Genomic DNA, 23,047 nt, shown 5'->3' with positions numbered 1-23,047 from the left:
CGATGCAGCCCAAGGCCGCCACCCGTCAGCGGCGGCGGCTGTGCCAGGTCCCGGCACGGTCCGCGCCCGCAGCCAGCCACGCTGCAACCTGTTTCCAGGGTTGCCGCCACGGCGCACTGCAAGGCCCGGGCCGTGCCCCCTGGAACCCCGCCGCTGCTGTAACGGCACCCCTATTGATTGCGGCGAAGACGCCGAACGAGGAGAAGAAGAAATGCTGAAGATCCAACGCATCACCGTCAAGAAGAACGAACGCGCCCTGCTGCTGCGCAATGGCGATTTCGAGCGCGTGCTGCACAGCGGCCGGCACTGGCTGGTTGCCGGCACCGACCAGCTGCGCGTGGAAACCTTTGCCCTGGAGCAGCCCGCCTTCACGCACGGCCTGGCCGACTACCTGATGGCGCAGGAGCCCGCCGTGGTGGCCGCCGAATTCCTGCGCGTGGAACTGTCCGAGACCGAGGCGGGCCTGCGCAGCGAAAACGGCGTGCTGGTCGAGATCCTGCCGCCTGGCACGCGCCGCCTGTACTGGAAGGGACTGGTGGATGTGAGTGTGCAGGTGGTCGACCTGCAGGCCGGCGCCGAGCTGCCCGCCGCCCTGGCGGCGCGCCTGACCCAGACGCAGCTGCGCCAGCGCAGCGTGTCCGGCCTCAACGGCGTGCTGCAGGTGCAGGTGCCCGCAGGCCAGTGCGCGCTGCTGACCATCGACGGCAAGGTGGACCGCCTGCTGCAGGCCGGCAGCCATGCGTTCTGGAAGTTCGGCCGCAGCATTGCCGTGGAGCTGGTGGACCTGCGCCTGCAGGCCGTCGAGGTCTCGGGCCAGGACATCATGACCCGCGACAAGGTGAGCCTGCGCCTGAACCTGAGCGCCACCTATCGCCACACCGACGTTCTGCGCGCCTTTGCCCAGCTGCAAAAGCCTGCCGAGCACCTGTACCGGGAGCTGCAGTTCGCGCTGCGCGCCGCCGTGGGCACTCGCACCCTCGATGAGCTGCTGGAGAACAAGACGGTGATCGATGACGTGGTGACCGCGCACATGGCGGCCAAGCTGCAGCCCTTCGGCATGGTGGTGGAGAGCGTGGGCGTGAAGGACATCGTGCTGCCCGGCGAGATGAAGGCCATCCTGACCCAGGTGGTGCAGGCCGAAAAGCAGGCCCAGGCCAACGTGATCCGCCGCCGCGAGGAAACGGCGGCCACGCGCTCGCTGCTCAACACCGCCAAGGTCATGGAGGACAACCCCGTGGCCCTGCGCATGAAGGAGCTGGAGACGCTGGAACGCGTGGCCGAGCGCATCGACAAGATCTCCGTGTTCGGCGGGCTGGATCAGGTGCTCAACGGGCTGGTGAAGATGCGTTGACCGGCAGGCTGGTCGGGGCACAACGGACAACGAAGAAACTAAAGAGAGGTACGGCCATGGCCGCATTCGAAGAACTATGGAGCTATGAGGTGGGCAAGGCGGGCTGGGCGACGTTGAAGTTCAGCACGCCCGAGGAGGAACTGGTGTGTGCCGTGTCCTACCTGCACGATTCGCTGGGTGATCTGGCCGCCATGGCGTTGGCTTTGGCCAAGGGCGCGCACCGGGCTGCCGCCGTGTTCATGGACGAGCCCGGCGAAGTGCACCTGAGCATGGAGGGTGACCGCGACACCCTTTCATACGAGCTGCGTCAGTACGCGGACTGGGCCAGCTGGGGCATCACCGCCATGGATGACTATGAAGTGCTGGCCCGTGGGCAGGTGGCCCGCGAGGACGTGGTGCGCAGCGTGTACCGCGTGCTGGACGGTATTTATTGCGGCATGGGTGTCGAGGAGTACCGAAAGCGCTGGCTGGAGCATGAATTCCCGCTGCGGGACTATCAAAGCCTGGGCAGCGCCATCCGCAAGCGGGACCTGTCTCGCCTGATGCGTGGATGAGCCGGGCGACAGCAAGACCTAAACAAGACGAACAGACAAGAAGACTGAAGGACAACGCAATGAACTACCTGCAACACAACGTGGAAAACGGCGTCCCCATCAAGATGTGGACCAAGGGCGTGCCCGTGGAGGACGAGGCGCGCAGGCAGCTGGAGAACGCCGCGCGCCTGCCCGTGGTGTTCAAGCATGTCGCGGCCATGCCCGATGTGCACCTGGGCATAGGCGCCACCGTGGGCTCGGTGATCCCGACCATCAAGGCCATCATCCCGGCGGCCGTGGGCGTGGACATCGGCTGCGGAATGATGGCCGCCAAGACCACGCTGCGCGCCGAGGACCTGCCCGACAACCTGGGCCCGCTGCGCTCGGCCATAGAGCAGGCCGTGCCGCATGGCTCGGTGCCGCGCCACCGGGGCCGCGATCCGGGCAGCTGGGAGAACCCGCCCGTGTCGGTGGACCAGGTCTGGGCCACGCTGGCCGATGAGTTCGACCTGCTGTGCGAGCTGCATCCGCGCCTGGCCAACACCAACAACCGCAAGCACCTGGGAACGCTGGGCAGCGGCAACCACTTCATCGAGATCTGCCTGGACGAGTCGGGCTTCGTGTGGTTCATGCTGCACTCGGGCTCGCGCGGCGTGGGCAATGCCATCGGCACCCATTTCATCGAGCTGGCCAAGAAGGACGCAGAACTCCATCAGCGCAACCTGCCCGACAAGGACCTGGCCTACTTCGAGGAAGGGGCCCGCTACTTTGGCGACTATGTGCGCGGCGTGTCCTGGGCGCAGAAGTTCGCCATGCGCAACCGCGAGGTGATGATGGCCAACCTCATCGCCACGGTGCGCAAGGTGATCGCCAAGCCCTTCGAGTCGCATGTGGAGGCGGTGAACTGCCACCACAACTATGTGCAGCAGGAGCGCCATTTCGGCCAGGACGTGTTCATCACCCGCAAGGGCGCGGTGAGCGCGCGGCGCGGCGAGCTGGGCATCATCCCGGGCAGCATGGGCGCGCGCAGCTATATCGTGCGCGGCCTGGGCAACCCGGAGAGCTTCGAGAGCTGCAGCCACGGTGCGGGCCGCGTGATGAGCCGCACCAAGGCCAAGAAGATGTTCAGCGTGGAGGACCACATCAAGGCCACCGAGGGGGTGGAATGCCGCAAGGATGCCAATGTGGTGGACGAGATTCCCATGGCCTACAAGGACATCGATGCGGTCATGGCCGCGCAGCAGGATCTGGTCGAGGTGGTGCACACCCTGAAGCAAGTGGTGTGCGTGAAAGGGTGAGTGGATGAGGGCCCAGGCTCTCATCCTCCAGAAAAGAAAGCAGGATGAGAGCATGAGGGAAGAGAAGGTATTGAGCGCGCATCCGGTCTCCGACGCCATGCGCGCCACGGTGCTGGCCAACCTGGCCGAGGTGGAGCGCAGGCACGAGGTCACGGTGCTGTTTGCCTGCGAGTCGGGCAGCCGGGGCTGGGGCTTTGCCTCGCCCGACAGCGACTACGACGTGCGCTTCATCTATGTCCACCGCCTGCCCTGGTATCTGACCGTGGCGCCGGGCCGCGATGTCATAGAGCAGCCGCTCAGCGGCGAGCTCGATGTCAGCGGCTGGGAGCTGCGCAAGGCGCTGGGGCTGCTGCGCGCCTCCAACCCCACGCTGCTCGAATGGCTGCGCTCGCCCGTGGTCTACCGGCAGGAGCAGCCCTGGGCCGAGCGCCTGCATCTGCTGGCCGAGCAGGGCTTTTCGCCGGTGCGCGGCTACCACCACTACGTGGCCATGGCGCGCAAGAACCTGCGCGCCCACCTGCAGGGTGATGTGGTGCGCTACAAGAAGTACTTCTACGTGCTGCGCCCCTTGCTGGCCGCGCGCTGGATACGCGAGGGGCGTGGTGCGCCGCCCATGCGCTTTGCGCAGCTGGCGGCGGGCACGCTGGAGGATGCAGGCCTGCTGGCCGAGCTCAACGAGCTGCTGGAGCTCAAGATGCGCCTGGGCGAGGCCGCCAAGGGGCCGTGCCGGGTGCGGGTCCATGATTTCCTGGAGCGCGAGCTGGCCCATGCCATGGCCCATGCGCCCGATCCGGGGGAGCAGGCCGATGCGGCGCCGCTGGACCGCTATCTGCGGGATGCCGTGGCGCGCTTTGGCGGCAATGAATGAAAGAGAAAAATGAAAGTGATCGAGATCGACGGCTCCGCCGGGGAGGGCGGAGGCCAGATGCTGCGCAGCGCGCTGGCGCTGTCCATGTGCACGGGTCAGCCCTTTGCCATGCAGCGCATCCGTGCCGGGCGCGCCAAGCCGGGCCTGATGCGCCAGCACCTGGCCTGCGTCAATGCCGCCGCCGAAATCTGCGGCGCGCAGATGCAGGGCGCCGAGATGAATTCGCAGACGCTGCAATTCACACCGGGGCCGGTGCGTGCGGGCGAGTACCGCTTCGTGATCGCCTCGGCGGGCAGTTGCACCCTGCTGCTGCAGACGCTGTGGCCCGCGCTGATGCTGGCCGATGGCGAAAGCCGCCTGACCCTGGGCGGCGGCACCCACAACCCGGCCGCGCCGCCCTTCCACTTCCTGGAGCGCAGCTATGCGCCGCTGCTGCACAGGCTGGGCGCGCGCTGCGAACTGCGGCTGCGCCGGCTGGGCTTTTATCCGGCCGGTGGCGGCGAGATGGACGTGACGATCACGCCGGCAGCCAATGGGCTGGTGCCTTTCGATATCACCGAACGCGGTGCCCCCGTGGCCAGCCATGCCGAATGCTTTGCGCCCGCGCTGCCACGCGCGGTGGCCCAGCGCGAACTGGACCATCTGGGCCAGGCCCTGGGCTGGTCTGGCGAGCAGCTGCAGGTGGCTGCGGTGCGCCAGAACGAAGGCCCGGGCAACGCGCTGCTGGCCACGCTGGCCTATGAGCACCTGAGTGAAGTGTTCACGCAGTTCGGCATGAAGGGTGTCAGCGCCGAAAAAGTGGCGCATGACCTGGCGCGCGAGGTGCGCCGCCACCAGGGCAGCCAGGCCGCGCTGGGCCCGTACCTGGCCGACCAATGGGCCCTGCCGCTGGCGCTGGCCGTCTGGCGCAGCGGGCGCGGGGCCAGCTACACCTGCACGGAACTGACGCCGCATGCGCGCAGCAATTTCGAGGTGATCGAGCGCTTTGTGCCTGTGCGCTTTGTGCCCGTGCGCTTTACCACGGACGCAACGGGTGACGGCTGGCGTGTTTCGCTCTCGCCAGCCTGAGCGGCCTCAGCGATCGGCCCGCACCAGCGTGCTCTTGCCGAACAGGCTCTCCAGCAGGTCCACCACCAGTTCGGCCGTCTGGTTGCGCACATCCAGCGCGGGATTGAGCTCCACCAGATCCATCGAGCCCAGGCGTCCTGTGTCGGCCAGCATCTCCATGCACAGCTGGGCCTCGCGGTAGCTGGGGCCGCCGCGCACGGGGGTGCCGGTGCCGGGCGCGATGTCGGGATCGAGGTAGTCCACGTCGAAGCTCAGGTGCAGGTGGGTGTCGCTGCCTTCCAGGTCTTCCAGCGCGCGGCGCATGACCTCGCGCATGCCCAGCTCGTCGATGGCGCGCATGTCATAGACCTCCACGCCCAGCGAATGCAGCAGGCGCTTTTCCTGGTCATCCACGCTGCGCAGGCCGATCTGGCACAGCGAGGCGGCTGCCAGTGCCGGATCGCCGCCCTGGGACAGCGCGGTGAGCGCCGCGGGCCCCAGGCCGCACAGGCTGGCCACGGGCATGCCGTGCAGGTTGCCGCTGGGCGAGATATCGGGCGTGTTGCAGTCGGCGTGGGCGTCCAGCCAGATCACGCGAAGCGCGCGGCCCCGTCGGCGGCAGTGGGCGGCCACGGCGCTGATCGAGCCCATGGCCAGGCTGTGGTCGCCGCCCAGCATCAGCGGCAGCTCGCCATCGTCCAGCGCCTGGCCCACGGCCTGGTGCACGGCGTCCATCCAGGCGCGGGCCGGTGCGAGGTGGCGCAGCCCCTGCTCGGGCGGTGTCTGCGGATTGGGCGGGCCTGCCAGATTGCCGATGTCGCTCACCTGGCAGCCCAGCTGGCGCAGCGCCGGGCCCAGGCCGGCCACGCGCAGTGCGTCCGGCCCCATGGCGCTGCCCAGGCGGCTGGCGCCGATGTCGGTGGGCACGCCTATGAGTCTCAGGGCGCGTGCGGTCTGCGGGGTCGTATGGGTGTTCATGCTCATGGGACCCATGGTATGCAGTCCCCGTGTCAGCCAAAGCCGCGTTCTGCCTGCCCGGCCTCGCGCACCAGCCGGTACAGGTCGCGGGGGTCGGCCAGCGCAGGCACCAGGTCGATCGACTGCATCAGTCCGGTGTCGTGGGCCAGCGCACGCAACCAGCGCAGGGCCGAATAGTCCTCCAGCGCAAAGCCCACGGAGTCGAACAGCGTGATCTCCGTGTCATGCCCGCGGCCCGGCGCCTGGCCGTTGATGACCTGCCACAACTCGGTCACGGGCGCGTCGGCGGGCAACTGCTGCAGCTCGCCTTCCACACGCGTCTGGGGTGTGAATTCCACGAAGATGCGCGCGCGCCGCAGCAGTGCCAGGGGCAGCTCGGTCTTGCCGGGGCAATCGCCGCCGACGGCGTTGATGTGGGTGCCCGGGCGCACGTCGGCATCGGCGATCACGCAGGCGCGGTGCTTGGCGGCCGTCACCGTGGTCACGATGTCGGCGCCCTCCAGGGCCTCGGCGCTGCTGGCGCAGCAGGTGATGCGCTGGGCCGCGATGCCCGCATGGCCCAGGTTGTCCACGAGTTTGCGCATGGCCTGGACATCGATGTCGAAGATGCGCAGCCGTTCCACGCCCAGCAGGTGGGTGAAGGCCAGGGCCTGGAATTCGGACTGCGATCCTGCGCCGATCAGCGCCATGCTGCGGCAGCCCGGCCGTGCCAGCCGGCGCGCGGCCAGCGCCGAGGTGGCGGCGGTGCGCAGCGCCGTGGCCAGCGTCAGGTCGGACAGGAAGACCGGCAGGCCCGTGGCCACGTCGGCCAAGGCGCCGAATGCCATCACCGTGGGCAGGTCCCGATCGGCGTTGTCCGGGTGGCCGTTGACGTACTTGAAGGCGTAGTCGAGCGCATCGGACACGGGCATGAGCTCGATCACGCCGCCGGGCGAATGGTGGGCGATGCGGGCCGATTTCTCGAAATCGGGCCAGCGCGCGAAGTCTTCCTCGATGGCATCGGCCAGGCCGGCCAGGCAGGCGGCAACGCCGACCTGCGCCACCAGGCGTGCGGCCTGCGTGGCGCCGAGGAAATCCGTGTGGACGGGCGTGGTTCGAGGCTTCATGGTGCTCTCCCTCGCGGTTGCTTCCACTGTAGGCCCGGGCCGAAGCGCAGGCAAGCGGGTTTCGGCTGGCGCCTGCGCGGGGAATCGCGGTGCGCGTATGCTCGGCACCCAAGCTATGAACCAACTGCATCTGTTTTTGCCCTGCGCCGCCGGCGTTGAGGGATTTCTGGCCGACGAGGTCCACGCGATCACCGGCCTGAGCGGCCACGACCTCATGGTGGGCCGTGGCGGCGTGATGGTGCGCGGCCTGTGGCGCGACGCCCTGCTGCTGAACCTGCACAGCCGACTGGCCCAGCGCGTGCTGGTGCAGCTGTCGCAGACCCTGTACCGCAACGAGAACGACCTGTACCGCGCCGCCAGCGAAGTGGCCTGGGAGATCTGGTTCTCCCCGCGCGAGAGCTTCAAGATCGAGGTCACGGCCCAGCACAGCCCGCTGACCAGCCTCAACTTCGCGGCGCTGCGCGTCAAGGACGCCATTGCCGACCGCTTCCGCGACAGGAAGGGCGTGCGCCCCGACGTGGAAACGCGCCACCCCGACGTGCGCGTGCACCTGCACCTGACGACCGACGAGGCCACCATCTACATCGACACTTCGGGCGAGGCGCTGTTCAAGCGCGGCTGGCGCGAGGACAAGGGCGATGCGCCGCTCAAGGAAACCCTGGCCGCGGCCATGATCGCCGCCACGGGCTGGGACCCGCATGGCGACGATCCCCAGCCACTGTACGACCCCTGCTGCGGCAGCGGCACGGTGCTGATCGAGGCCGCGCAGATTGCACGCCGCATTCCGGCCGGCATCCTGCGGCGCTTCGCGTTCGAGAAGCTGGTGCCCTTCCAGAGGCATGTGTGGGAAGCCATGCTGGACGAGGCCGAGGCCGCCATCCTGCCCGACAGCCCCGTGGCCATCTATGGCTCCGACGTGTCCCACCGCATGGTGGACTTTGCCCAGCGCAACGCCGAGCGTGCGGGCGTGGGCCAGACCGTGCAACTGCGCGGTGGCGACGCGCTGCAGCGCATGCCGCCCTGCGAGCAGCCCGGCCTGATGCTGCTGAACCCGCCCTATGGCGAGCGCATTGCCGCAGCCGGCTCGGCCGGCCGCAGCGCCGGCGAGCGCATGGAGGTGGTCGAGCGCGCGGGCCGCGAGACGGCCCAGACCGAGGACGGCGTGGAATTCTTCAGCCAGCTGGCCACCCACTGGAAGAAGAACTACAGCGGCTGGAGCGCCTGGATGCTCACGCCCGACCTCAAGCTGCCCGGCAAGATGCGCCTGAAAGAGGCACGCCGCACGCCCATGTGGAACGGCCCCATCGAATGCCGGCTGTTCCGCTTCGACATGATCCGTGGCGCAGTCAAGCCCAGAAAGGCCGCCGAAGGCCCGGCAGAGGGCGCCGCGCCATGAAGATCGTGCTGCGCTGGCCGCAGTGCAACGACGGCTACGAAGGTCCCCTGCCCCGGCCCGTGGTGCTCGATACCAATGTGGTCCTTGACATGCTGATCTTCGACGATCCGCATGTTCCGCCGATCCGCGAACTGGTGGAGCAGGGACAGATGCGCTGGATTGCCGACCAGGCCCAGCGCCTCGAGCTCGAACGCGTGCTGCACTACAGCCAGATCGCGCCGCGCGTGGCTTTCTACGGCAAGACGGTCGAGGGCGTGCTCTCGGCCTTTGACGGAGCGGTCGAGTACGTGGCCGATGCGCCGCGCATCCGCTTTGCCTGCACCGACCCCGACGACCAGCATTTCCTGGACCTGGCCAGCCAGCACCAGGCGCTGCTGATCAGCAAGGACAAGGCCGTGCTCAAGCTGCGCAAGCGCGTGGCCGGCCTGGGCGCCACCGTGGGCAACATCCTGCTGGCCGAGCAGGAAGAGGCGCTGGCCGCCTGACGCCCTGGCCGCTGTTGTGCAGCAACCACCCAGGCGGCAACGGGGCAACAGCCTGGGTGCGGCCCACTGGACGGCTTTCTCCTAAACTGGCGGCCATGCAGCAAGGCGCAAGCCCTTCTGCCAGGAGGACGGCCTCCCCCACATCGGGACATGCATGCGCCGGGACGACCCGGCTCCACAAGGAGTTTTCCATGGCATGGGTCTATCTGTTGGTGGCGGGGCTGCTCGAAGTGGTCTGGGCGTTCTCGATGAAGCAATCGCACGGCTTCACGCGCCTGGTGCCCAGCGCCATCACCATCGTCACCATGATCGCCAGCTTCGGCCTGCTGGCCGTGGCCATGCGCAGCCTGCCGCTGGGCACGGCCTACACGATCTGGACCGGCATCGGCGCCGTGGGCGCCTTCCTGGTCGGCATCACGGTCCTGGGCGAGCAGGTCAGCGCCATGCGCATCGGCGCGGCCGTGCTCATCGTCTCGGGCCTGGTGCTGATGAAGCTGTCCTCGGACTGAGCGGGGCCGCTCCCTGCCGGCCAGGCCGGCAGGAGGTCAGGGACCGGGCTCAGAACCTGGCTCAGAAGCGGTATTTGACGCCCACCATCAGATTGCGCGGCGTGCCGTAGTGGCTGTAGTAGCCCGCGTAGCTGAAGTACTTGCGGTCCAGCGCGTTGTTCAGGTGCACCGACGCACTCCAGTGCCGGTCGATGTCATAGCGTGCCATCAGGTTCACCACGGCATAGCTGGCCTGCCGCACCGTGGCGTCGCCTACCTCGCTTTGCCAGTTCACTCCGCCGCCCAGTGTCAGCCCCTGTAGTGCGCCGCCCAGGCGGTAGCTGCTGAAGAGCTTGACGCTGTTGCGCGGCAGCATGGTGTTGATGCGCTGGCCCTCTGCATTCGTGGTCAGGGTGTTGGCATAGCCGGCAGAGACCTGCCAGCCCGGCGCCAGCTCGCCGCTCAGTTCCATCTCCAGCCCCTGGGAGGTGGTGTTCTGCTCGGCCTTGTAGACATTGCTGCCCGGGAATTGCGCCTGCCACACCGCCAGGTTGTCCTGCTTGAGGTTGAACAGGGCCAGGCTGGAGTTGAGCTTGCCGTCCAGGTGCCTGCCCTTGATGCCGACCTCCAGTCCCCGGCCTTCCATGGGCGCCAGCGTGGCATTGTTCTCGTCGCGCACCCAGGAGGCCTGGGGATTGAAGATCTTGGTGTAGCTGGCGTACAGCGCCCACTGGGGCGTTATGTCGTAGACGGCGCCCACGTAGGGGATGAAGGCGCCGTTTTCCCGGGCGCGGGTGGCGGTGGCCTCTCCGGTGTCGGGCGTGCTGGCGGTATCGCGCCCCCAGTAGATCTGGCGGCTGCCCAGGATCAGGCGCAGCGGCTCGGAGATGCGGAAACGTCCGGTCAGATAGCCTGCGTACTGGTGCTCCCTGGTGGAGAACCGGCCGCTGGTCGCGAAGTCGGGCACGGGATTGCTGCCGTCATAGGTGAACAGGTTGTCTATGCGGCCTGCGGCCGAGCCGGAGTAGTCGTAGAGCCAGCTGCCGGAGGTGGGTCCCTTGTCCTCGAAGCGCGACAGCGTCAGGCCGGCGATCAACTCGTGCTCGCGGCCGAACAGCTTGAGCGGGCCGGTCAAGTACATGTCGAGGTTGTGCTGGCGCGGCTGGCCCTGAAAGCGCACGGGCAGCAGGCTGGTGCCGCTGCCATCGGCCTGCAGCGTGCCGTTGAGGTAGGTGTAGACCGAGTCGTAGCGGTCCTGGCCGTAGGCGTACTCGACCTTGCCGGTCCAGCCGCCGCTCAGCTCGCGCTCGATGGAGGTGAAGAAGCCGCTTTGCTCATGGTTGTTGTACGACCAGTTCGGCGATCCGTTCAGGGCGCGGGGCAGCCGGGTGGCACTGCCGTCCGGAAACCGCGACGGCAGGCCCGAGCGCATCGGCGCATCCACATCGTTGCGCAGGTAGCTGAAGCCCACGGTCCACAGGGTCCGGTCGTCGAGATCGACCTCGGCGATGCCGTACAGCAGGCGCGAGTCCTGGTGGTAGCGCTCCAGCCAGGCATCGCCCGATTGGTAGTCCGCAACCAGGCGCGCGCGGGCCGAGCCGTCCTGGTTCAGCGGGCGGGAGATGTCCAGGCCCGCGCCTCGGCGTCCCCAGCTGCCGGCATCGACATTGAGTTGCGTCTGGGGCCTGGCCGTGGGGCGCTTGCGGATCAGGTTGATGGTGGCCGAGGGGTTGCCCATGCCGCTGATGAGGCCCGTGGCGCCGCGCACGATCTCCACGCGGTCGTACATGGCCATGTGCTGGGTGTATTGGTTGAGGCCGGCGGCCGTGGGCACGCCATCGATCTCGTAGTTCTGGATCTCGAAACCCCGCGACCAGTAGCCGTCGCTTTCGGCACCCAGGCCGTCGCGCGTGACGATGATGCCGGGCGCGGCCTCCAGCATGTCGCTGAGCCGCGTGGTGCCCAGATCCTCCAGCCGCTGGCGCGTCATCACGGTCAGCGCCTGGGGCGTCTCCTGGGGAGCCAGGTTCAGGCGCGTGGAGCTGCTGGACGATGCCGTGGTGTAGGAGTCCGTGCCCTCCGTGGTCGAGCCCGGGGCCTTGCCGGACACGGTCACCGTGGCCAGGCTGACGCCTTGCTCCGGCAAAGGCGCTGCCGACGCAGGCAGGGCGCTGGCCTGGGGCGCTGGCCGCACGCCGAGCACGCCCTGGGCATCGCGCGTGAGCACCAGGCCGCTGCCGGCCAGCGCGGCCTGCAGCGCCTGCTCCGCCGTGTAGTTGCCCTGGATCGCCGGCGCCTGCTTGCCCGAGGCCAGGGCGGGGTCCAGCGACAGCGTGCGGCCGCTGTGCTGGCCAATGGCCAGCAGCGTCCGGGCCAGTGGCCCGGCTGGCAGGTCATAGCGTTGGCGCTGGCCGGCTTCGGCGCCGGAGGCTACCGCGGCCTCCTGGGCGGTCTGGGCCTGGGCGGGCAGGGTGGCGATGAGGGCGGCCAGGGCTGCGGCATGGGCCACGGGGCGCCATGCGAAAAGAGAGCGGGACATGCTTGTGGACTCCGGAGAATGGGGGATGACACAGGACATGTCGCGCGAGCGGGCCGGATGTGATCACCCCTGGCGCAGTTTTTTTTGGAGCCCCGCGTTGACCGGGCCTCAGGCCGCATCGATCAGCGTCAGCCAGCCGCCGCGATAGCGCGTCACGCGGATGGGCAGGCTGCTGGCCAGCGCCTGCAGCGCACGGTCGGTATCGTCCAGCGGGAAGGTGCCCAGCACGCGCAGCCGGGAGGCGGCAGGGGCGACGCGCAACAGGCCGGTCCGGTAAGGCCGCAGGGCGTCGACCACCGAGTCCAGCGGCCAATCGTCCACGGCCAGCATGCCGCTTTGCCAGGCCGCTGCCGCCTCGGCGCGCGCCAGGGCCTCGGAAATGGCGGCCCCGTCCATCCAGGCGCTGGCGCCGGCCTGCAGCGGGGACTGTGCGCCCAGCCGTGTGTGCAGGTCCACGTCCTGCGCGAGCGCGGCCACCTGCGTGCGCTCTTCCTGCAGGCGCACCATGAAGCGCGCGCCTTGCGCTGCCGGCACCTGGGCCTGGCCATGCCGGGTCTGCACGGTGAAGGGGCTGCCGGCCGGCACCTGCGCGATCAGCGCGCCCTGGCGCAGATGCACGCGGCGGCGGTCGGCGCCCAGGTCGATATCGATGGCGCTGCGCGCGTCCAGCAGCAGCCGGCTGCCGTCGGCCAACTCCAGGCTGCGCCGCTCGGCCGTGGCGGTATGGGCATCGGCCAGCAGGCCGGGCAAAGGCGTGAATCGGTGGGCCACCAGGCCTCCCAGGGCCGCGCCCGCAAAGGCCAGTGCGCCGCCAGCAATGCGCCTGCGGCGGCGGTCGGGCTGCAGCAGTGCGTTCAGCGCTGCATCGGCTGACGCATGGCTGGAGGTGTGGGGCGCCAGCGGTTGGAGCACGCGCTCCAGCGAGCCGCTCACCTGGGACCACGCGGCTTCGTGGGCCGGGTCGGCCTGTCGCCAACGGTCCAGGGCCTTGCGCTGGTGCTCGGTCATGGCTCCCGAGCGCGACTCCACCAGCCAGGCGATGGCCTGCTGGCGCAGGGCGGCGGCCGAGGTGGCACTCATTGCGGCAGCGCCGTTGCGCAGTCCAGTGCGCAGCAGGCGGCTATGGCGCGCCCCATGTGGCGCCGCACGGTGATCTCGGCAATGCCCAGGCGCAGCGCGATCTCCCGGTAGGGCATGTCGTGCAATTGGTTGAGCAGCAGCACGCGGCGCGTGGTGGGTGGCAGCGACTGCAGCACGCGGTCCACGGCCTGCAGCGCCTGCACGAGGGCATAGCGCTCCTCTTCCGAGGGCTGGTGGACGGCGGGCTGGGCCGCCAGCGCCTCCAGGTAGGCCTGCTCCAGGTCGCGCCTGCGCCAGAAGGAGAACAGCGTGCGCTTGGCCATGGTGGTCAGGTAGGCGCGCGGGTTGTCCAGCGGTGGAAGGTGGCGGGTGGTGAGCAGTTGCACGAAGGTGTCGTGCGTCAGGTCCTGCGCCTGTGCGGTGTCGCCCAGCTTGCGGCGCAGCCAGCCTTGCAGCCAGCCATGGTGGTCTGCGTAGAGCACGGCGACGGGAGGTGGCGGCAGGGGATGGGCGGGCATGCGGCGAGACAGGTGATGGGATGGGAATGCGTCTCAATTATCACGCCATGCCCTCATTCCCCGTGATTCACCTCGCCCGCGAGGCCCTCAGCGGCCCGTGCCCAACTCCAGCGTCAGGCGCAGCATGTCGCGGTGCTGCACGCCGCGCTCCCACAGCTGGGTGGTGTAGTGCCTGAGGAAGAAATCCCGGTCTATGCCCGTCACGCGAAAACCCGCGCGCTGGTAGAAGACCAGCTGGTCGCCGAAGCTGCCCGTGCCGACCTCGATGCGCGGCGCTCGCTGGGAGCGCGCCCATTCGATGGCACGCCGCAGCAGGGCGCTGCCCAGGCCCCGGTGGTGCAGCGATTCCGCGACCGCGATGTTCATCAGCTCCCAGGCGGGTGGGCCTGAGGCCTCATCGCCGCTGGCGCGCAGCGGCACCAGCACGCACATGCCCAATACCTCGCCGCGCCCGCCGGGACGCGGCGGCTGGCCTTCGCGCTGGAAGGACTCGCGCGCGGCAAAACAGGTGGAGCCCGCCAGATAGCCGCGCACCTTCTCCCGCGACGGATCCGCCGACAGCAGCAGCGGCCACGGCGCTTCGGCCGGGTTCAGCGGCTCTATGTGCCAGGGTGCGAGAGAAACGGAAGGCGCGGTCATAAGCCTGAATCATCCCATGCCTGACATTGGGACGCAGTTGGGCGCCTCTGCGGGATCTTGACGTGCGCTTACAACTGTGCCTTTGCATGGGCGGATCTAGTGGTTTATACTTAGATCTAGGGTAAACGCTTAGAGGGTTTTCCCGGCATTCGCGGCACTTGAGATGCATGCCGCCAGTGATTGTTGAGCGTCTCAGTAAGGAAGTTCACCATGCGCCAAGCAATCTATTCCCTGATCGATTTCATCCAGCAAGCCCGCAACGCCGAGCTCGAAATCGCCAACCAGTAATCCGGTTGGAGGCAGGTGCGCCCCGAAGCGCGCCCACCGATGCGATCGCCCCATTGCCGATGATGGCCTTGGGGCTTTTGTGTTTCTGGGCGCCGGGCTGCCCGAACCCTGGCTACAGGCCCAACACCAGCCTGCCGCTCCTGGCGCGCGAGCAGCAGCTCATCATCTTGGTGCAGGCCGCGCGCTCGCCGCGCGTGAGCACCATGTCGCGGTGGTCCACCTCGCCGTCGAGCACGGGCACTTCGCAGGACCCGCACAGCCCTTCCCGGCAGTCGCTTTGCACTTCGATCTTCGCGCTGCGCAGGGCGTCCAGCAGCGTCTGGTCGTTGCGCACCTGCAGCACAAGGCCCGAGGCGCGCAGTTCCACCTCGAAGCCCTGCTCCCTGGCAGGGTCCAGCGCCCCCACGGTGGAGACGAAATGCTCCACGCGCAGGCTGTCCTCGGGCCAGTGGCGGCTGGCCGCCTCCAGGCCGTCCAGCAGGCGCGCCGGTCCGCAGGCATGGATGCGGGCTCCGGCGCGCGGCGTGGCCAGCAGGGCGGCGTAGTCGGCGCGCCGGCCTTCCTCCGCCACGTACAGATGCAGCCTGGCGCCATGCTCGGCCAGCAGCGGCGCCAGCAGCGCCATGCCCGCGCGGCGCCGGCCGCTGTAGTGGATCTCATAGGACAGGCCCAGCGCCCTGGCGCGCCGTGCCATGGTCGAGATGGGCGTGATGCCGATGCCGCCGGCCACCAGGATCAGGTGGCTGGCGCCTTCGTCCAGCGGGAAATGGTTGCGCGGGCCCCGCAGCTGTACGGTGGCGCCGCGGTGCAGATGCTTGTGCACCCAGGCCGAGCCGCCACGGCCGTTGGCCTCGCGCAGCACGGCAATCTCGTAGCTGCCGGTGTCCTGCGGGTCGCCGCACAGCGAGTACTGGCGTGACAGGCCCGTGTCGCCGCATTGCAGGTCGATGTGCGAGCCCGGCGTCCAGCGCGGCAGGGCGTGTCCATCGGCGGCCTTCAGGCGCAGGCGCAGCACGCCTTCGGCGGCAGCCTCGGCCTCGGCCACGACCATGGGCCGGCTGGCGCCGCCCTGCAGGGCTTCGCCGATGCGCACGGGCTGGCGCGCCTGCAGCAGGGCGGGACGGGCGCGCTCGGGGTTGAGGGCCGGGTCCCACTCCACCCACAGGTGCTCGGGGCCCCGGAACGAGGTGTTGGGCACGTAGGTGAACCGCTGCTCGGCCAGCCGCATGTGGGGAAGGCGGCGCGTGAACTCCTCCAGGAAGATCTGCATCTCCATGCGCGCCAGGTTCTTGCCCATGCACTGGTGCGAGCCATAGCCGAAAGTCAGGTGGTCGCCGGCGTTGTCGCGGTGGATGTCGAAGAAGTCGGCATCGGCGAAATGCCGCTCGTCGTGGTTGGCCGACGAGGTCACGATGAGCAGCTTCGAGCCTGCGGGCACGGCCACGCCGCCGATCACCACGTCGCGCGTGGCCAGGCGCCGCCAGGCGGCCACCGAGCCGTTGTGGCGCAGGCATTCCTCCACGGCATTGGGGATCAGCGCGGGGTTCTCGCAGATCTGCTTCCAGGCGCCGGGATGCTGCAGCAGCAGCTTGACGGCGTTGGCCGTGGCATTGGCCGTGGTCTCGTGCGCGGCCACGATGCCGGCCATCATCATGGAGTGCAGGTAGGAGTCGGTGACGACCTCGGGAAGCTCCTTTTGCTTGCGTATGCCGTATTGCATCCAGCCCGGCGCATCGGGGTTCTCGCGCATCTTGGCCAGCACCTTGCCGGCCAGCTGCCAGAAGTTGCCCACCGCATGGGCCACGGCCACCTGCTGCTCTGGCCGGGGCCGGCCCCAGGTGTTGACGGTGTGGGCGATGGAGTACTCGCGCAGCCTGTCCATGTCCTCCTCGGGCACGCCGAGAAAGTGCAGGGCCACGGTCAGCGGCACCTCCCACAGCATCTGGTCCACAAGGTCGGCGCGGCCGTCGTCGATGAAGCGGTCCACATAGGCGCGCGCCAGCTCGCGCACCATGGGCTCGTGGTGGCGCAGCTCCTCGGGCGTGAACGGGTCCATCAGCGCGCGGCGGCGCGGCATGTGGGCGGGCTCGTCCTCGTTGACCAGGGTGCGGTTCAGCGCGAAGCCGTAGGAGGCCAGCACGGCATTGGCCTCCTCGCCCGTGGGCGTGATCTTCTCCAGCGCGATCGAGGGACTGAAGGCGATGTTGTCGCGGAACACCGCCTTGATGTCGTCGAAGCGCGTGACCACCCAGTAGCCCAGTTGCGGGCTGTAGAACACCGGCTCCTGCTCGCGCGCCCAGCGCACATATTCGGGCGGGTCCTGCTGGTAGCCGTCGCTGAACGGGTCGAAGGCCGCGGCACCCGCGCTGACGGGGCAGCCCGTGGGGCCGGTCTGGCCGCTGGGCTGGCGGTGGTCGAAGGGGCAGCGCGCGGAGGCTGGCGCAGAGGTGGAAGGGGTGGCGTTGGAGGCAGCGGAGGCAGTCATGGCAGGTTCGCAGGCAGGCAGGCGCGGAGGGTCAATCCAAAGTGATGTTCTGGTCGCGGATCAGCTGGTGCCAGCGCGTGCTTTCGCTGGCCAGCAGCGCGGCGAACTGCTCGGGCGTGTTGCCCACGGGCTCCACACCGAAATCCACGAGCTTCTGGCGCACGGCGGGCTCGTTGATCGCGGCCACGACCTGCCTGTGCAGGGCCGCGATGACCGGGGCCGGTGTCCTGGCGGGCGCCACCAGTCCCACCAGGGCGGCGGCCTGCACCTTGGGCAGGCCCAGCTCGGCGAAGGTGGGCACGTCGGGCAACTGGGGCAGGCGCGTGGCGTTGGCCACGGCCAGCGGGCGGACCTTGCCGCCCTTGATGAAGCCTGCGCCCGCGGCCAGGTCCACCATCATCACGGGCACCTGGCCGCCGGCCACGTCGCCCAGGGCCGGTGCCGCGCCCTTGTAGGGGGCGTGCACCAGCTTCAGGCCGGCCTCCACCCTGAGCAGTTCCATGGCCAGGTGGTGCGGGCTGCCGGCGCCGGCGGAGGCGTAGTTCACGCCGTCCTTGCTGGTGCGCGCCTGGGCCAGGAAGTCTTTGGCCGTGGCCGCTGCCATGCCGGGGCCGGCCACCAGGATCATCGGGAAGCGGCCCATCAGCGTGACCGGCGCGAGGTCCCTGGCGGGGTTGTAGCTGAGGCTCTTGTAGAGCACGGGATTGAAGACCAGGGTGCCGTTGTCGGCCGACAGCACGGTGTAGCCATCGGCGGCGGCACGCGCGGTTTCCGAGGCACCTATGGCCGTGTTGCCGCCCGGGCGGTTGTCCACCACGATGGGCTGGTGCACCTGGCCGCCCCAGGCCTGGCCTATGGTGCGGGCCAGGAAGTCCGAGCCGCCGCCGGCCGCGTAGGGAACGATCCAGCGCACGTTCCTGCTGGGGAATCCGTCCTGGGCCAGCGCGCCGGGCAGGGCGGTGGCCGATAGCAGGCCTGCGGCCAGTGTGGTGAGGAAAAGGCGCTTGTGCATGGGGCTTGTCTCCGGTGAGGCCTGGGTGGAATCCATGGAATCTTGTTTTGCGTAATTTTTCTACGCATTGCGTAAAAACACCGCCCGGGATTACCCGCAAGCTGCGGCACAATGCCCCGCCAGCCCTTAAAACAGGCCTTTCCAGACCCGCCCTGCCGCCATGACTTCCACTGCTGCCTCCGAGATTGACGAGCCCGCGCCGCCGCGCGAAAGGCGCCAGCGCGTGCAGGCCGCCGAGACCTGCCTGGCCGTGCTCAAGGCGCTGGCCACGCTGGGCGGACGCGCCAGCCTCACGGCCATCGCGGGCGCGGTGGAGGAAAGCCCGGCCAAGGTCCACCGCTATCTGGCCAGCCTGATGGCCGAGGGGCTGGTGGAGCAGGACCGTGGTGGCACGCAGTACGCGCTGGCGGCCGAGGCCATGCGCGTGGGCCTGGCCGCCATGCGGCAGTCCGACCCCATCCGCCTGGCCGAGCCGGCCCTATTGCACCTGCGCGAGGCCTTGCAGGTCACCAGCTTCGTGGCCGTGATGGGCAACCTGGGGCCGACCATCGTGCGCTTCGAGGAGCCGGGCCTGCCGGTCACCGTCAATGTGCGCGTGGGCTCGGTGATGTCGCTGCTGTGGTCGGCCACGGGGCGCGCCTTCTTCGCCTTCATGGACGACGATGCCCGCGTGGATGCGCTGCTGGCCCGGGAGCTGGCCGAGGCGCCGGCCGCGCGGCGCGCGCTGCTCGATGGCGCGGACCCGCTGGGCACGCTGCGCCGCGAGATCCGCGCTGCGGGCTGCGCCTCGGTGCGCGACGTCAACCTGCCGGGCATCAGCGCTGTGGCGGCGCCGCTGCACGACTACACGGGCCATGTGGTGGGCGTGCTGTGCGCGCTGGGCGCCAGCGGCGGCTTCGACCCGGAGCCGCAGGGCGCAGTGGCCCGGGCCCTGCGCGCCGAAGCGGCGCGCGTCAGCGCCTCGCTGGGCCACCTGCACGGCTGAAGCCCGGCTGAGGCCCGGCTGAGGCCTGCAACCCGCTGCCGCTACGGCGTCACCAGCGTGTAGGCCATGCGCACGCGCTGCATGTCGCGGCCCAGGCGGCGGCTTTCGGGCAGGCGGCGCACCCAGGCCAGCTGTTTCACGGTGCGCGCCATCAGGGCGCGGGTTTCGGGCTCCATGGACTGCACGAAATCCCGCCAAGCCGTGCGCGCGGTCTGCATGGCGCCGGCCTGCTCCAGTATCCAGGCCGTGGAGTGGGCGTAGCACAGGGCATCGCGCACGCGGCACAGCGCCAGGGGCAGGTGGGCGGCAGGGTCGTCCTCGAAGTCGATGAAGCCGATCACGCCATCGGCACAGCAGACCATGTTGCGCGCAAAGGCCTGGCTCAGGCAGTCGCCGCTGCCATGCACCTGCTGCAGCGTCTGCAGGCCCTGCAACCATAGCGCCAGCGTGCTGCCGTCGCCCCGGGGCAGGGCGGCTTCCATGGCATTGCCCAGCGAGGGCGCTTCCACGCCGGGGCTGCCCAGGTGGCGCATGGCAAAGCCGTCCTCGCACTCGGCCAGCACGGCAGGCACGCGCAGGCCGCGTTGCGCGAGCTGGCGCAGGCGGCGTACCTCGGTGCGGATGGCTTCGTGGCCGCCGGGATTGGGCACGGGCCGCAGCACGGGCAGGCGCAGGCACAAGGCGAGCAGGGCCAGCGCGCGATAGCGCCATGCCGGGTTGCTGGCGCCCGCGCGCTTGACCCAGATGGTTTCGTCTTCCCGGTCATAGCGCTGGATGCTGAGGGGCTGGCTCAGCACATGGGCGCGCAAAAAGGCGTCGTAGTCTGGCGGCTCGGGAGGCGGGACGGCGGAGGACGGTTCGGACACGGCAGGCTCTGGAAAGTGAGTGGCTGGCGCGCAACGCCAGCCGGATGCGGCAATTGTGCCGTGCCAGGACTTGCCGCTTGCGCCGGCCGGCGGTGGCGCCAGGGTTTGCACTGCGGCAAGGCCGGTGGATTTGCCGCTTGGCAGCCGGAAAATTGAGACAATCGTTTCATCTTTAGCAGTGCCGAAAACCATTCATGAACACAGAAGACAGTGGCAAGCTGGTGGCCGCCCTGGTGCGCGGCATCTCCGTGCTCCAGTGCTTTTCCAACAAGCACCAGGAACTCAGCGCCCGTGAACTGATGGACATGACGGGCCTGCCCAAGCCCACGCTGTTCCGCCTGATCGACACCCTGTGCGAACTGAACCTGATGCGCTACTCCGAGCGCCTGTCCAAGTACGTGCCGGGCGTGGGGCTGCTGAACCTGTCCTCGCCCGTGCTGGCGCGCATGCACATGCGCCAGTTCGCGCGGCCGCACATGCAGGAGCTGGCCAATCACCTGGAAGGCCAGATCCAGCTGGCCGTGGGCCACGGCCGCCAGCTGTGCCTGGTGGAGCTGGCCAACGGCCTGACCAACAAGGTCTTCCTGCCCGAGATCGGCGTGCACATCTCGCTGTCGCGCACCGCCACGGGCCGCGCCTACCTGCTGAGCCTGCCCGAGCCCGAGCGCGAGGCCTTCATCGCCGAGCTGCAGGCCGACGATCCCGCACGCGCCCAGCAACTGCGCGAGCGGCTCGACGATGCGCGGCGCGACCTGGCCGAGCACGGCTTTTGCCGCAGCCACGGCGACCTGCACCGCGAGATCCAGTCCATTGCCGTGCCCATGTCCACGGCCAAGGACGGCGAATACTGGGTGTTCTCGGTCTCCCTGCCCATCTACAGCCCGCAGAGCCGCGCGCTGGAAAGCGATGCCGGGCCGCGCCTGATCACGCTGGTGCGCCTGGTCGAAGGCATGCTGGGCGCCTCCAGCCTCTCGTGAATCAGCGGGCGCTGCGCCAGACTTCCTGCGCGCGGCCTGCGCTCACCTTCTCCCGCACGCTGGCGGTGTCGGAGCCTGCGGCATTTGCAGGACCCGGCGCATAGGCCTGGCCGTCAAAGCGCGGCGCGGGGCTGGCCTGCAGGGCGCCGCCTTCGGGCTGCAGGTAGACGCCGCGCGCCTGCAGGTGCGGGTGGCGGGCTGCTTCCACAGGGCTGAGCACGGCGCCGAAGCAGGCATCGCTGCCCTCCAGCAATTGCTGCCAGTGCGCGCGGGGCCGGGAGGCGAACAGCGCCTGCAGCTGCGCGCGCCGCGCCGGCCAGGCGGCGCGGTCCCACTGCGGGCCCTGGAACGCAGCGGCACCGGCCAGGCCCAGCCTGTCCAGCAGCAGGGCGTGGAACTGCGGCTCGATGGCGCCCACGGTGATGAAGCCGCCATCGGCACAGGCATAGGTTTCGTAGAACGGTGCGCTGTCATGGATGCTGTGGCCGCGCTCGTCGGCCACCAGCCCGCGCTGGCGCGCATGCAGCATGAGGTTGAGCATGTGCGCCGCACCATCGACGATGGCCGCGTCCACCACCGTGCCGCGCCCCGTGGCGCGCGCCTGCACGATGCCGGCCAGCAGCCCCGTCATCAGGTACATGGCGCCGCCGCCGATGTCGCCCAGCGTGGCAAACGGCGAGACCGGCCGGGCATCGGCCGGCGCGCATCCCCACAGCGCGCCCGAGACGGCCGCATAGTTGTTGTCGTGGCCAGCTGCCTGGGCCAGCGGGCCGTCCTGGCCCCAGCCCGTCATGCGGCCATAGACCAGGCGCGGGTTGAGGGCCTGGCAGGCCTCGGGTCCCAGGCCCAGGCGCTCCATGGTGCCGGGCCGCATGCCTTCGATCAGCGCATCGGCATCGCGCACCAGGGCCAGCACCAAGTCACGCCCTTCGGGCGACTTGAGATCGGCGAACACCGAGCGCTTGCCGCGCGACAGCGCGGAGGCGCCCGCAGCAGGTCCGGTCTCGGGCCGCACGATGGACACCACATCGGCCCCCAGGTCCGCCAGATGCATGGCGCAGAACGGCCCCGGGCCGATGCCGCCAATCTCCAGCACGCGCACGCTGTCCAGCACCTTCATGGCGTCTCCGTCGAAAACAGTTCAGTCGAGTTGCAGCTGGCGGCTGGTGATCAGCGCGCCCCAGCTCTTGCGGTCGTTGTCCACCAGCTGGATGAACTGCGCCTGGGGCATGCCGCCGGGGCGGCCGCCGAGCTCGCGGTAGCGGCGCGCCACCTCGGGGTCCCGGAGCACGGCGACAAGGCCGTCGATGAGCTTGCGCACCACGGCGGGCGGCGTCTGCGCGGGCAGGAAGAAACCCATCCAGCCGACCTTGTCGAAGTCCTGCAGGCCCAGTTCGGTGGTGGTGGGCACGTTGGGCAGCTCGGGCTCGCGCTGCGCGCCGGTCACGGCGATGGGATGCAGCTTGCCCGCCTTGATATGCACCAGCGATGCCGTGAGGTTGTCGAACATGAACTGCGTTTCTCCCGAGACGATGGCCGCCGTGGCCGGTGCCGAGCCGCGGTAGGGCACATGCACCACGTCCACGCCCGTGCGCTCGCGCAGCAGCTCGCCCATGAGGTGCGTGGTCTGGCCCACGCCGGCCGAGGAGAACGACAGCTTGCCCGGCGCCTGCCGCGCGGCCTTGAGCAGATCGTCCAGCGAGCGCACCGGCGATGCCTGCGGCACGACCAGCACGTTGGAAAACGAGATCATGTCCGTCAGCGCCACGAAGTCCTCTGGCCTGTAGGGCAGCTTCTTGTAGGCCGTGTAGTTGATGGCGTTGGAGCCCGTGTTGCCCACCAGCACCGTATAGCCGTCCGGCTGCGCGCGTGCCACCTGGCTGGCACCGATGGAGCCGCCCGCGCCGGGCCTGTTGTCCACGATGACGGGCTGGCCCAGCCGCTCGCCCAGCTTGAGCGCCAGCAGCCGCGCGGGAATGTCGGTGGAGCCCCCGGCCGCGCCCGGCACGACCAGGGTGATGGGCCGCGTGGGCCAGGCATCGGCTGCAATGCCTGCCGTGGCGCACAGCCAGGCGGCAGCCGCCAGCGTGAGGCGTTTGAACATGGTG

At 69.3% G+C, this 23,047-nt stretch carries 21 protein-coding genes; 10 read left to right on the top strand and 11 right to left on the bottom strand.

Annotation, left to right across the window (positions count from 1 at the left end):
- The first annotated feature begins 211 nt into the window (after nucleotides 1–211).
- From AC57B5_RS18705 to rtcA, 5 genes are read left to right on the top strand one after another with little or no spacing between them, the layout of a single operon-like run.
- Nucleotides 212–1,351, top strand: a complete 1,140-nt coding sequence (locus AC57B5_RS18705; RefSeq protein WP_454710345.1) for a slipin family protein — start codon at nucleotides 212–214, stop codon at nucleotides 1,349–1,351.
- Nucleotides 1,352–1,407: 56 nt separating this feature from the next.
- Nucleotides 1,408–1,905 (top strand): hypothetical protein, encoded by a 498-nt coding sequence (locus tag AC57B5_RS18700; protein WP_043820033.1) that lies wholly within the window; start codon nucleotides 1,408–1,410, stop codon nucleotides 1,903–1,905.
- 59 nt (nucleotides 1,906–1,964) lie between these two features.
- Nucleotides 1,965–3,182, top strand: coding sequence for an RtcB family protein (locus tag AC57B5_RS18695; protein ID WP_454710342.1), 1,218 nt, complete (start codon nucleotides 1,965–1,967; stop codon nucleotides 3,180–3,182).
- 52 nt (nucleotides 3,183–3,234) lie between these two features.
- Nucleotides 3,235–4,050 (top strand): nucleotidyltransferase domain-containing protein, encoded by an 816-nt coding sequence (locus AC57B5_RS18690; RefSeq protein ID WP_454710341.1) that lies wholly within the window; start codon nucleotides 3,235–3,237, stop codon nucleotides 4,048–4,050.
- 9 nt (nucleotides 4,051–4,059) lie between these two features.
- Nucleotides 4,060–5,118 carry an RNA 3'-terminal phosphate cyclase gene (gene rtcA / locus AC57B5_RS18685; protein ID WP_496400097.1) on the top strand — a complete coding sequence of 353 codons (1,059 nt, stop codon included), beginning with the start codon at nucleotides 4,060–4,062 and terminating at the stop codon, nucleotides 5,116–5,118.
- 6 nt (nucleotides 5,119–5,124) lie between these two features.
- Here the strand turns inward: rtcA and rocF are convergent, their stop codons facing one another.
- Both rocF and ocd read right to left on the bottom strand, forming a co-directional pair.
- Nucleotides 5,125–6,090, bottom strand: coding sequence for an arginase (rocF, locus tag AC57B5_RS18680; RefSeq protein ID WP_012202613.1), 966 nt, complete (start codon nucleotides 6,088–6,090; stop codon nucleotides 5,125–5,127).
- Nucleotides 6,091–6,107: 17 nt separating this feature from the next.
- The gene (ocd, locus tag AC57B5_RS18675) at nucleotides 6,108–7,181 is read right to left on the bottom strand and encodes an ornithine cyclodeaminase (protein WP_012202614.1); all 1,074 of its coding nucleotides are present in this window, start codon (nucleotides 7,179–7,181) and stop codon (nucleotides 6,108–6,110) included.
- A 115-nt stretch (nucleotides 7,182–7,296) separates the two neighbouring features.
- On the opposite strand from ocd, the gene AC57B5_RS18670 reads away from it, so the two are divergent.
- The 3 genes from AC57B5_RS18670 to sugE all read left to right on the top strand — a co-directional run bounded on the left by AC57B5_RS18670 (nucleotide 7,297) and on the right by sugE (nucleotide 9,571).
- A complete protein-coding gene (locus tag AC57B5_RS18670; protein WP_012202615.1) occupies nucleotides 7,297–8,577 on the top strand; it encodes a THUMP domain-containing class I SAM-dependent RNA methyltransferase in 1,281 nt (426 codons plus the stop codon).
- Nucleotides 8,574–9,062, top strand: coding sequence for a putative toxin-antitoxin system toxin component, PIN family (locus AC57B5_RS18665; RefSeq protein WP_012202616.1), 489 nt, complete (start codon nucleotides 8,574–8,576; stop codon nucleotides 9,060–9,062). Before AC57B5_RS18670 ends, AC57B5_RS18665 begins: the two co-directional genes overlap by 4 nt.
- Nucleotides 9,063–9,253: 191 nt before the next feature.
- Nucleotides 9,254–9,571 (top strand): quaternary ammonium compound efflux SMR transporter SugE, encoded by a 318-nt coding sequence (gene sugE / locus AC57B5_RS18660; protein WP_012202617.1) that lies wholly within the window; start codon nucleotides 9,254–9,256, stop codon nucleotides 9,569–9,571.
- A 61-nt stretch (nucleotides 9,572–9,632) separates the two neighbouring features.
- Here the strand turns inward: sugE and AC57B5_RS18655 are convergent, their stop codons facing one another.
- The 6 genes from AC57B5_RS18655 to AC57B5_RS18630 form a co-directional block, all read right to left on the bottom strand.
- On the bottom strand, nucleotides 9,633–12,089 hold the full coding sequence (locus AC57B5_RS18655) for a TonB-dependent siderophore receptor (RefSeq protein WP_454710335.1): 2,457 nt from the start codon (nucleotides 12,087–12,089) through the stop codon (nucleotides 9,633–9,635).
- Nucleotides 12,090–12,197: 108 nt separating this feature from the next.
- Nucleotides 12,198–13,169: a DUF4880 domain-containing protein gene (locus AC57B5_RS18650; protein ID WP_454710333.1), complete on the bottom strand. Its 972-nt coding sequence runs from the start codon at nucleotides 13,167–13,169 to the stop codon at nucleotides 12,198–12,200.
- Nucleotides 13,166–13,687, bottom strand: a complete 522-nt coding sequence (locus AC57B5_RS18645) for a sigma-70 family RNA polymerase sigma factor (protein WP_096914556.1) — start codon at nucleotides 13,685–13,687, stop codon at nucleotides 13,166–13,168. The genes AC57B5_RS18650 and AC57B5_RS18645 overlap by 4 nt, the downstream gene beginning before the upstream one ends.
- Before the next feature lie 87 nt (nucleotides 13,688–13,774).
- Nucleotides 13,775–14,326: a GNAT family N-acetyltransferase gene (locus tag AC57B5_RS18640; protein ID WP_034389533.1), complete on the bottom strand. Its 552-nt coding sequence runs from the start codon at nucleotides 14,324–14,326 to the stop codon at nucleotides 13,775–13,777.
- A gap of 400 nt (nucleotides 14,327–14,726) precedes the next feature.
- Entirely contained in the window at nucleotides 14,727–17,099 is a 2,373-nt protein-coding gene (locus tag AC57B5_RS18635; protein WP_496400096.1) for a cytochrome P450/oxidoreductase, read from the bottom strand.
- A 31-nt stretch (nucleotides 17,100–17,130) separates the two neighbouring features.
- Nucleotides 17,131–18,111 (bottom strand): Bug family tripartite tricarboxylate transporter substrate binding protein, encoded by a 981-nt coding sequence (locus tag AC57B5_RS18630; protein ID WP_034389537.1) that lies wholly within the window; start codon nucleotides 18,109–18,111, stop codon nucleotides 17,131–17,133.
- Nucleotides 18,112–18,271: 160 nt separating this feature from the next.
- Between AC57B5_RS18630 and AC57B5_RS18625 the strand changes: the two genes are divergently transcribed.
- Nucleotides 18,272–19,096 (top strand): IclR family transcriptional regulator, encoded by an 825-nt coding sequence (locus AC57B5_RS18625; protein WP_496400095.1) that lies wholly within the window; start codon nucleotides 18,272–18,274, stop codon nucleotides 19,094–19,096.
- Nucleotides 19,097–19,137: 41 nt separating this feature from the next.
- On the opposite strand, the gene AC57B5_RS18620 is transcribed toward AC57B5_RS18625, so the two are convergent.
- A complete protein-coding gene (locus tag AC57B5_RS18620; RefSeq protein ID WP_496400094.1) occupies nucleotides 19,138–19,962 on the bottom strand; it encodes a BUD32 family EKC/KEOPS complex subunit in 825 nt (274 codons plus the stop codon).
- Between the two features lie 194 nt (nucleotides 19,963–20,156).
- On the opposite strand from AC57B5_RS18620, the gene AC57B5_RS18615 reads away from it, so the two are divergent.
- Nucleotides 20,157–20,939 (top strand): IclR family transcriptional regulator, encoded by a 783-nt coding sequence (locus AC57B5_RS18615; protein WP_315533697.1) that lies wholly within the window; start codon nucleotides 20,157–20,159, stop codon nucleotides 20,937–20,939.
- A gap of 1 nt (nucleotide 20,940) precedes the next feature.
- Here the strand turns inward: AC57B5_RS18615 and AC57B5_RS18610 are convergent, their stop codons facing one another.
- Nucleotides 20,941–22,059 carry a CaiB/BaiF CoA transferase family protein gene (locus tag AC57B5_RS18610; protein WP_315533695.1) on the bottom strand — a complete coding sequence of 373 codons (1,119 nt, stop codon included), beginning with the start codon at nucleotides 22,057–22,059 and terminating at the stop codon, nucleotides 20,941–20,943.
- A gap of 21 nt (nucleotides 22,060–22,080) precedes the next feature.
- Nucleotides 22,081–23,043: a Bug family tripartite tricarboxylate transporter substrate binding protein gene (locus AC57B5_RS18605; RefSeq protein WP_315533693.1), complete on the bottom strand. Its 963-nt coding sequence runs from the start codon at nucleotides 23,041–23,043 to the stop codon at nucleotides 22,081–22,083.
- Nucleotides 23,044–23,047: the final 4 nt, after the last annotated feature.

This window comes from Delftia sp. BGA-UO-ETr-SB1 (genome assembly GCF_059567865.1).
The sequence above is the reverse complement of the archived record's forward strand: the minus strand, read 5'-3'. Positions and strand labels throughout refer to the sequence as shown.

Bases quoted from the DNA above. Each gene is read 5' to 3' on its own strand.
- AC57B5_RS18705 (WP_454710345.1), top strand. From the start codon at position 212: ATGCTGAAGATCCAACGCATCACCGTCAAGAAGAACGAACGCGCCCTG.
- AC57B5_RS18700 (WP_043820033.1), top strand. From the start codon at position 1,408: ATGGCCGCATTCGAAGAACTATGGAGCTATGAGGTGGGCAAGGCGGGC.
- AC57B5_RS18695 (WP_454710342.1), top strand. From the start codon at position 1,965: ATGAACTACCTGCAACACAACGTGGAAAACGGCGTCCCCATCAAGATG.
- AC57B5_RS18690 (WP_454710341.1), top strand. From the start codon at position 3,235: ATGAGGGAAGAGAAGGTATTGAGCGCGCATCCGGTCTCCGACGCCATG.
- rtcA (WP_496400097.1), top strand. From the start codon at position 4,060: ATGAAAGTGATCGAGATCGACGGCTCCGCCGGGGAGGGCGGAGGCCAG.
- rocF (WP_012202613.1), bottom strand. From the start codon at position 6,090: ATGGGTCCCATGAGCATGAACACCCATACGACCCCGCAGACCGCACGC.
- ocd (WP_012202614.1), bottom strand. From the start codon at position 7,181: ATGAAGCCTCGAACCACGCCCGTCCACACGGATTTCCTCGGCGCCACG.
- AC57B5_RS18670 (WP_012202615.1), top strand. From the start codon at position 7,297: ATGAACCAACTGCATCTGTTTTTGCCCTGCGCCGCCGGCGTTGAGGGA.
- AC57B5_RS18665 (WP_012202616.1), top strand. From the start codon at position 8,574: ATGAAGATCGTGCTGCGCTGGCCGCAGTGCAACGACGGCTACGAAGGT.
- sugE (WP_012202617.1), top strand. From the start codon at position 9,254: ATGGCATGGGTCTATCTGTTGGTGGCGGGGCTGCTCGAAGTGGTCTGG.
- AC57B5_RS18655 (WP_454710335.1), bottom strand. From the start codon at position 12,089: ATGTCCCGCTCTCTTTTCGCATGGCGCCCCGTGGCCCATGCCGCAGCC.
- AC57B5_RS18650 (WP_454710333.1), bottom strand. From the start codon at position 13,169: ATGAGTGCCACCTCGGCCGCCGCCCTGCGCCAGCAGGCCATCGCCTGG.
- AC57B5_RS18645 (WP_096914556.1), bottom strand. From the start codon at position 13,687: ATGCCCGCCCATCCCCTGCCGCCACCTCCCGTCGCCGTGCTCTACGCA.
- AC57B5_RS18640 (WP_034389533.1), bottom strand. From the start codon at position 14,326: ATGACCGCGCCTTCCGTTTCTCTCGCACCCTGGCACATAGAGCCGCTG.
- AC57B5_RS18635 (WP_496400096.1), bottom strand. From the start codon at position 17,099: ATGACTGCCTCCGCTGCCTCCAACGCCACCCCTTCCACCTCTGCGCCA.
- AC57B5_RS18630 (WP_034389537.1), bottom strand. From the start codon at position 18,111: ATGCACAAGCGCCTTTTCCTCACCACACTGGCCGCAGGCCTGCTATCG.
- AC57B5_RS18625 (WP_496400095.1), top strand. From the start codon at position 18,272: ATGACTTCCACTGCTGCCTCCGAGATTGACGAGCCCGCGCCGCCGCGC.
- AC57B5_RS18615 (WP_315533697.1), top strand. From the start codon at position 20,157: ATGAACACAGAAGACAGTGGCAAGCTGGTGGCCGCCCTGGTGCGCGGC.
- AC57B5_RS18610 (WP_315533695.1), bottom strand. From the start codon at position 22,059: ATGAAGGTGCTGGACAGCGTGCGCGTGCTGGAGATTGGCGGCATCGGC.
- AC57B5_RS18605 (WP_315533693.1), bottom strand. From the start codon at position 23,043: ATGTTCAAACGCCTCACGCTGGCGGCTGCCGCCTGGCTGTGCGCCACG.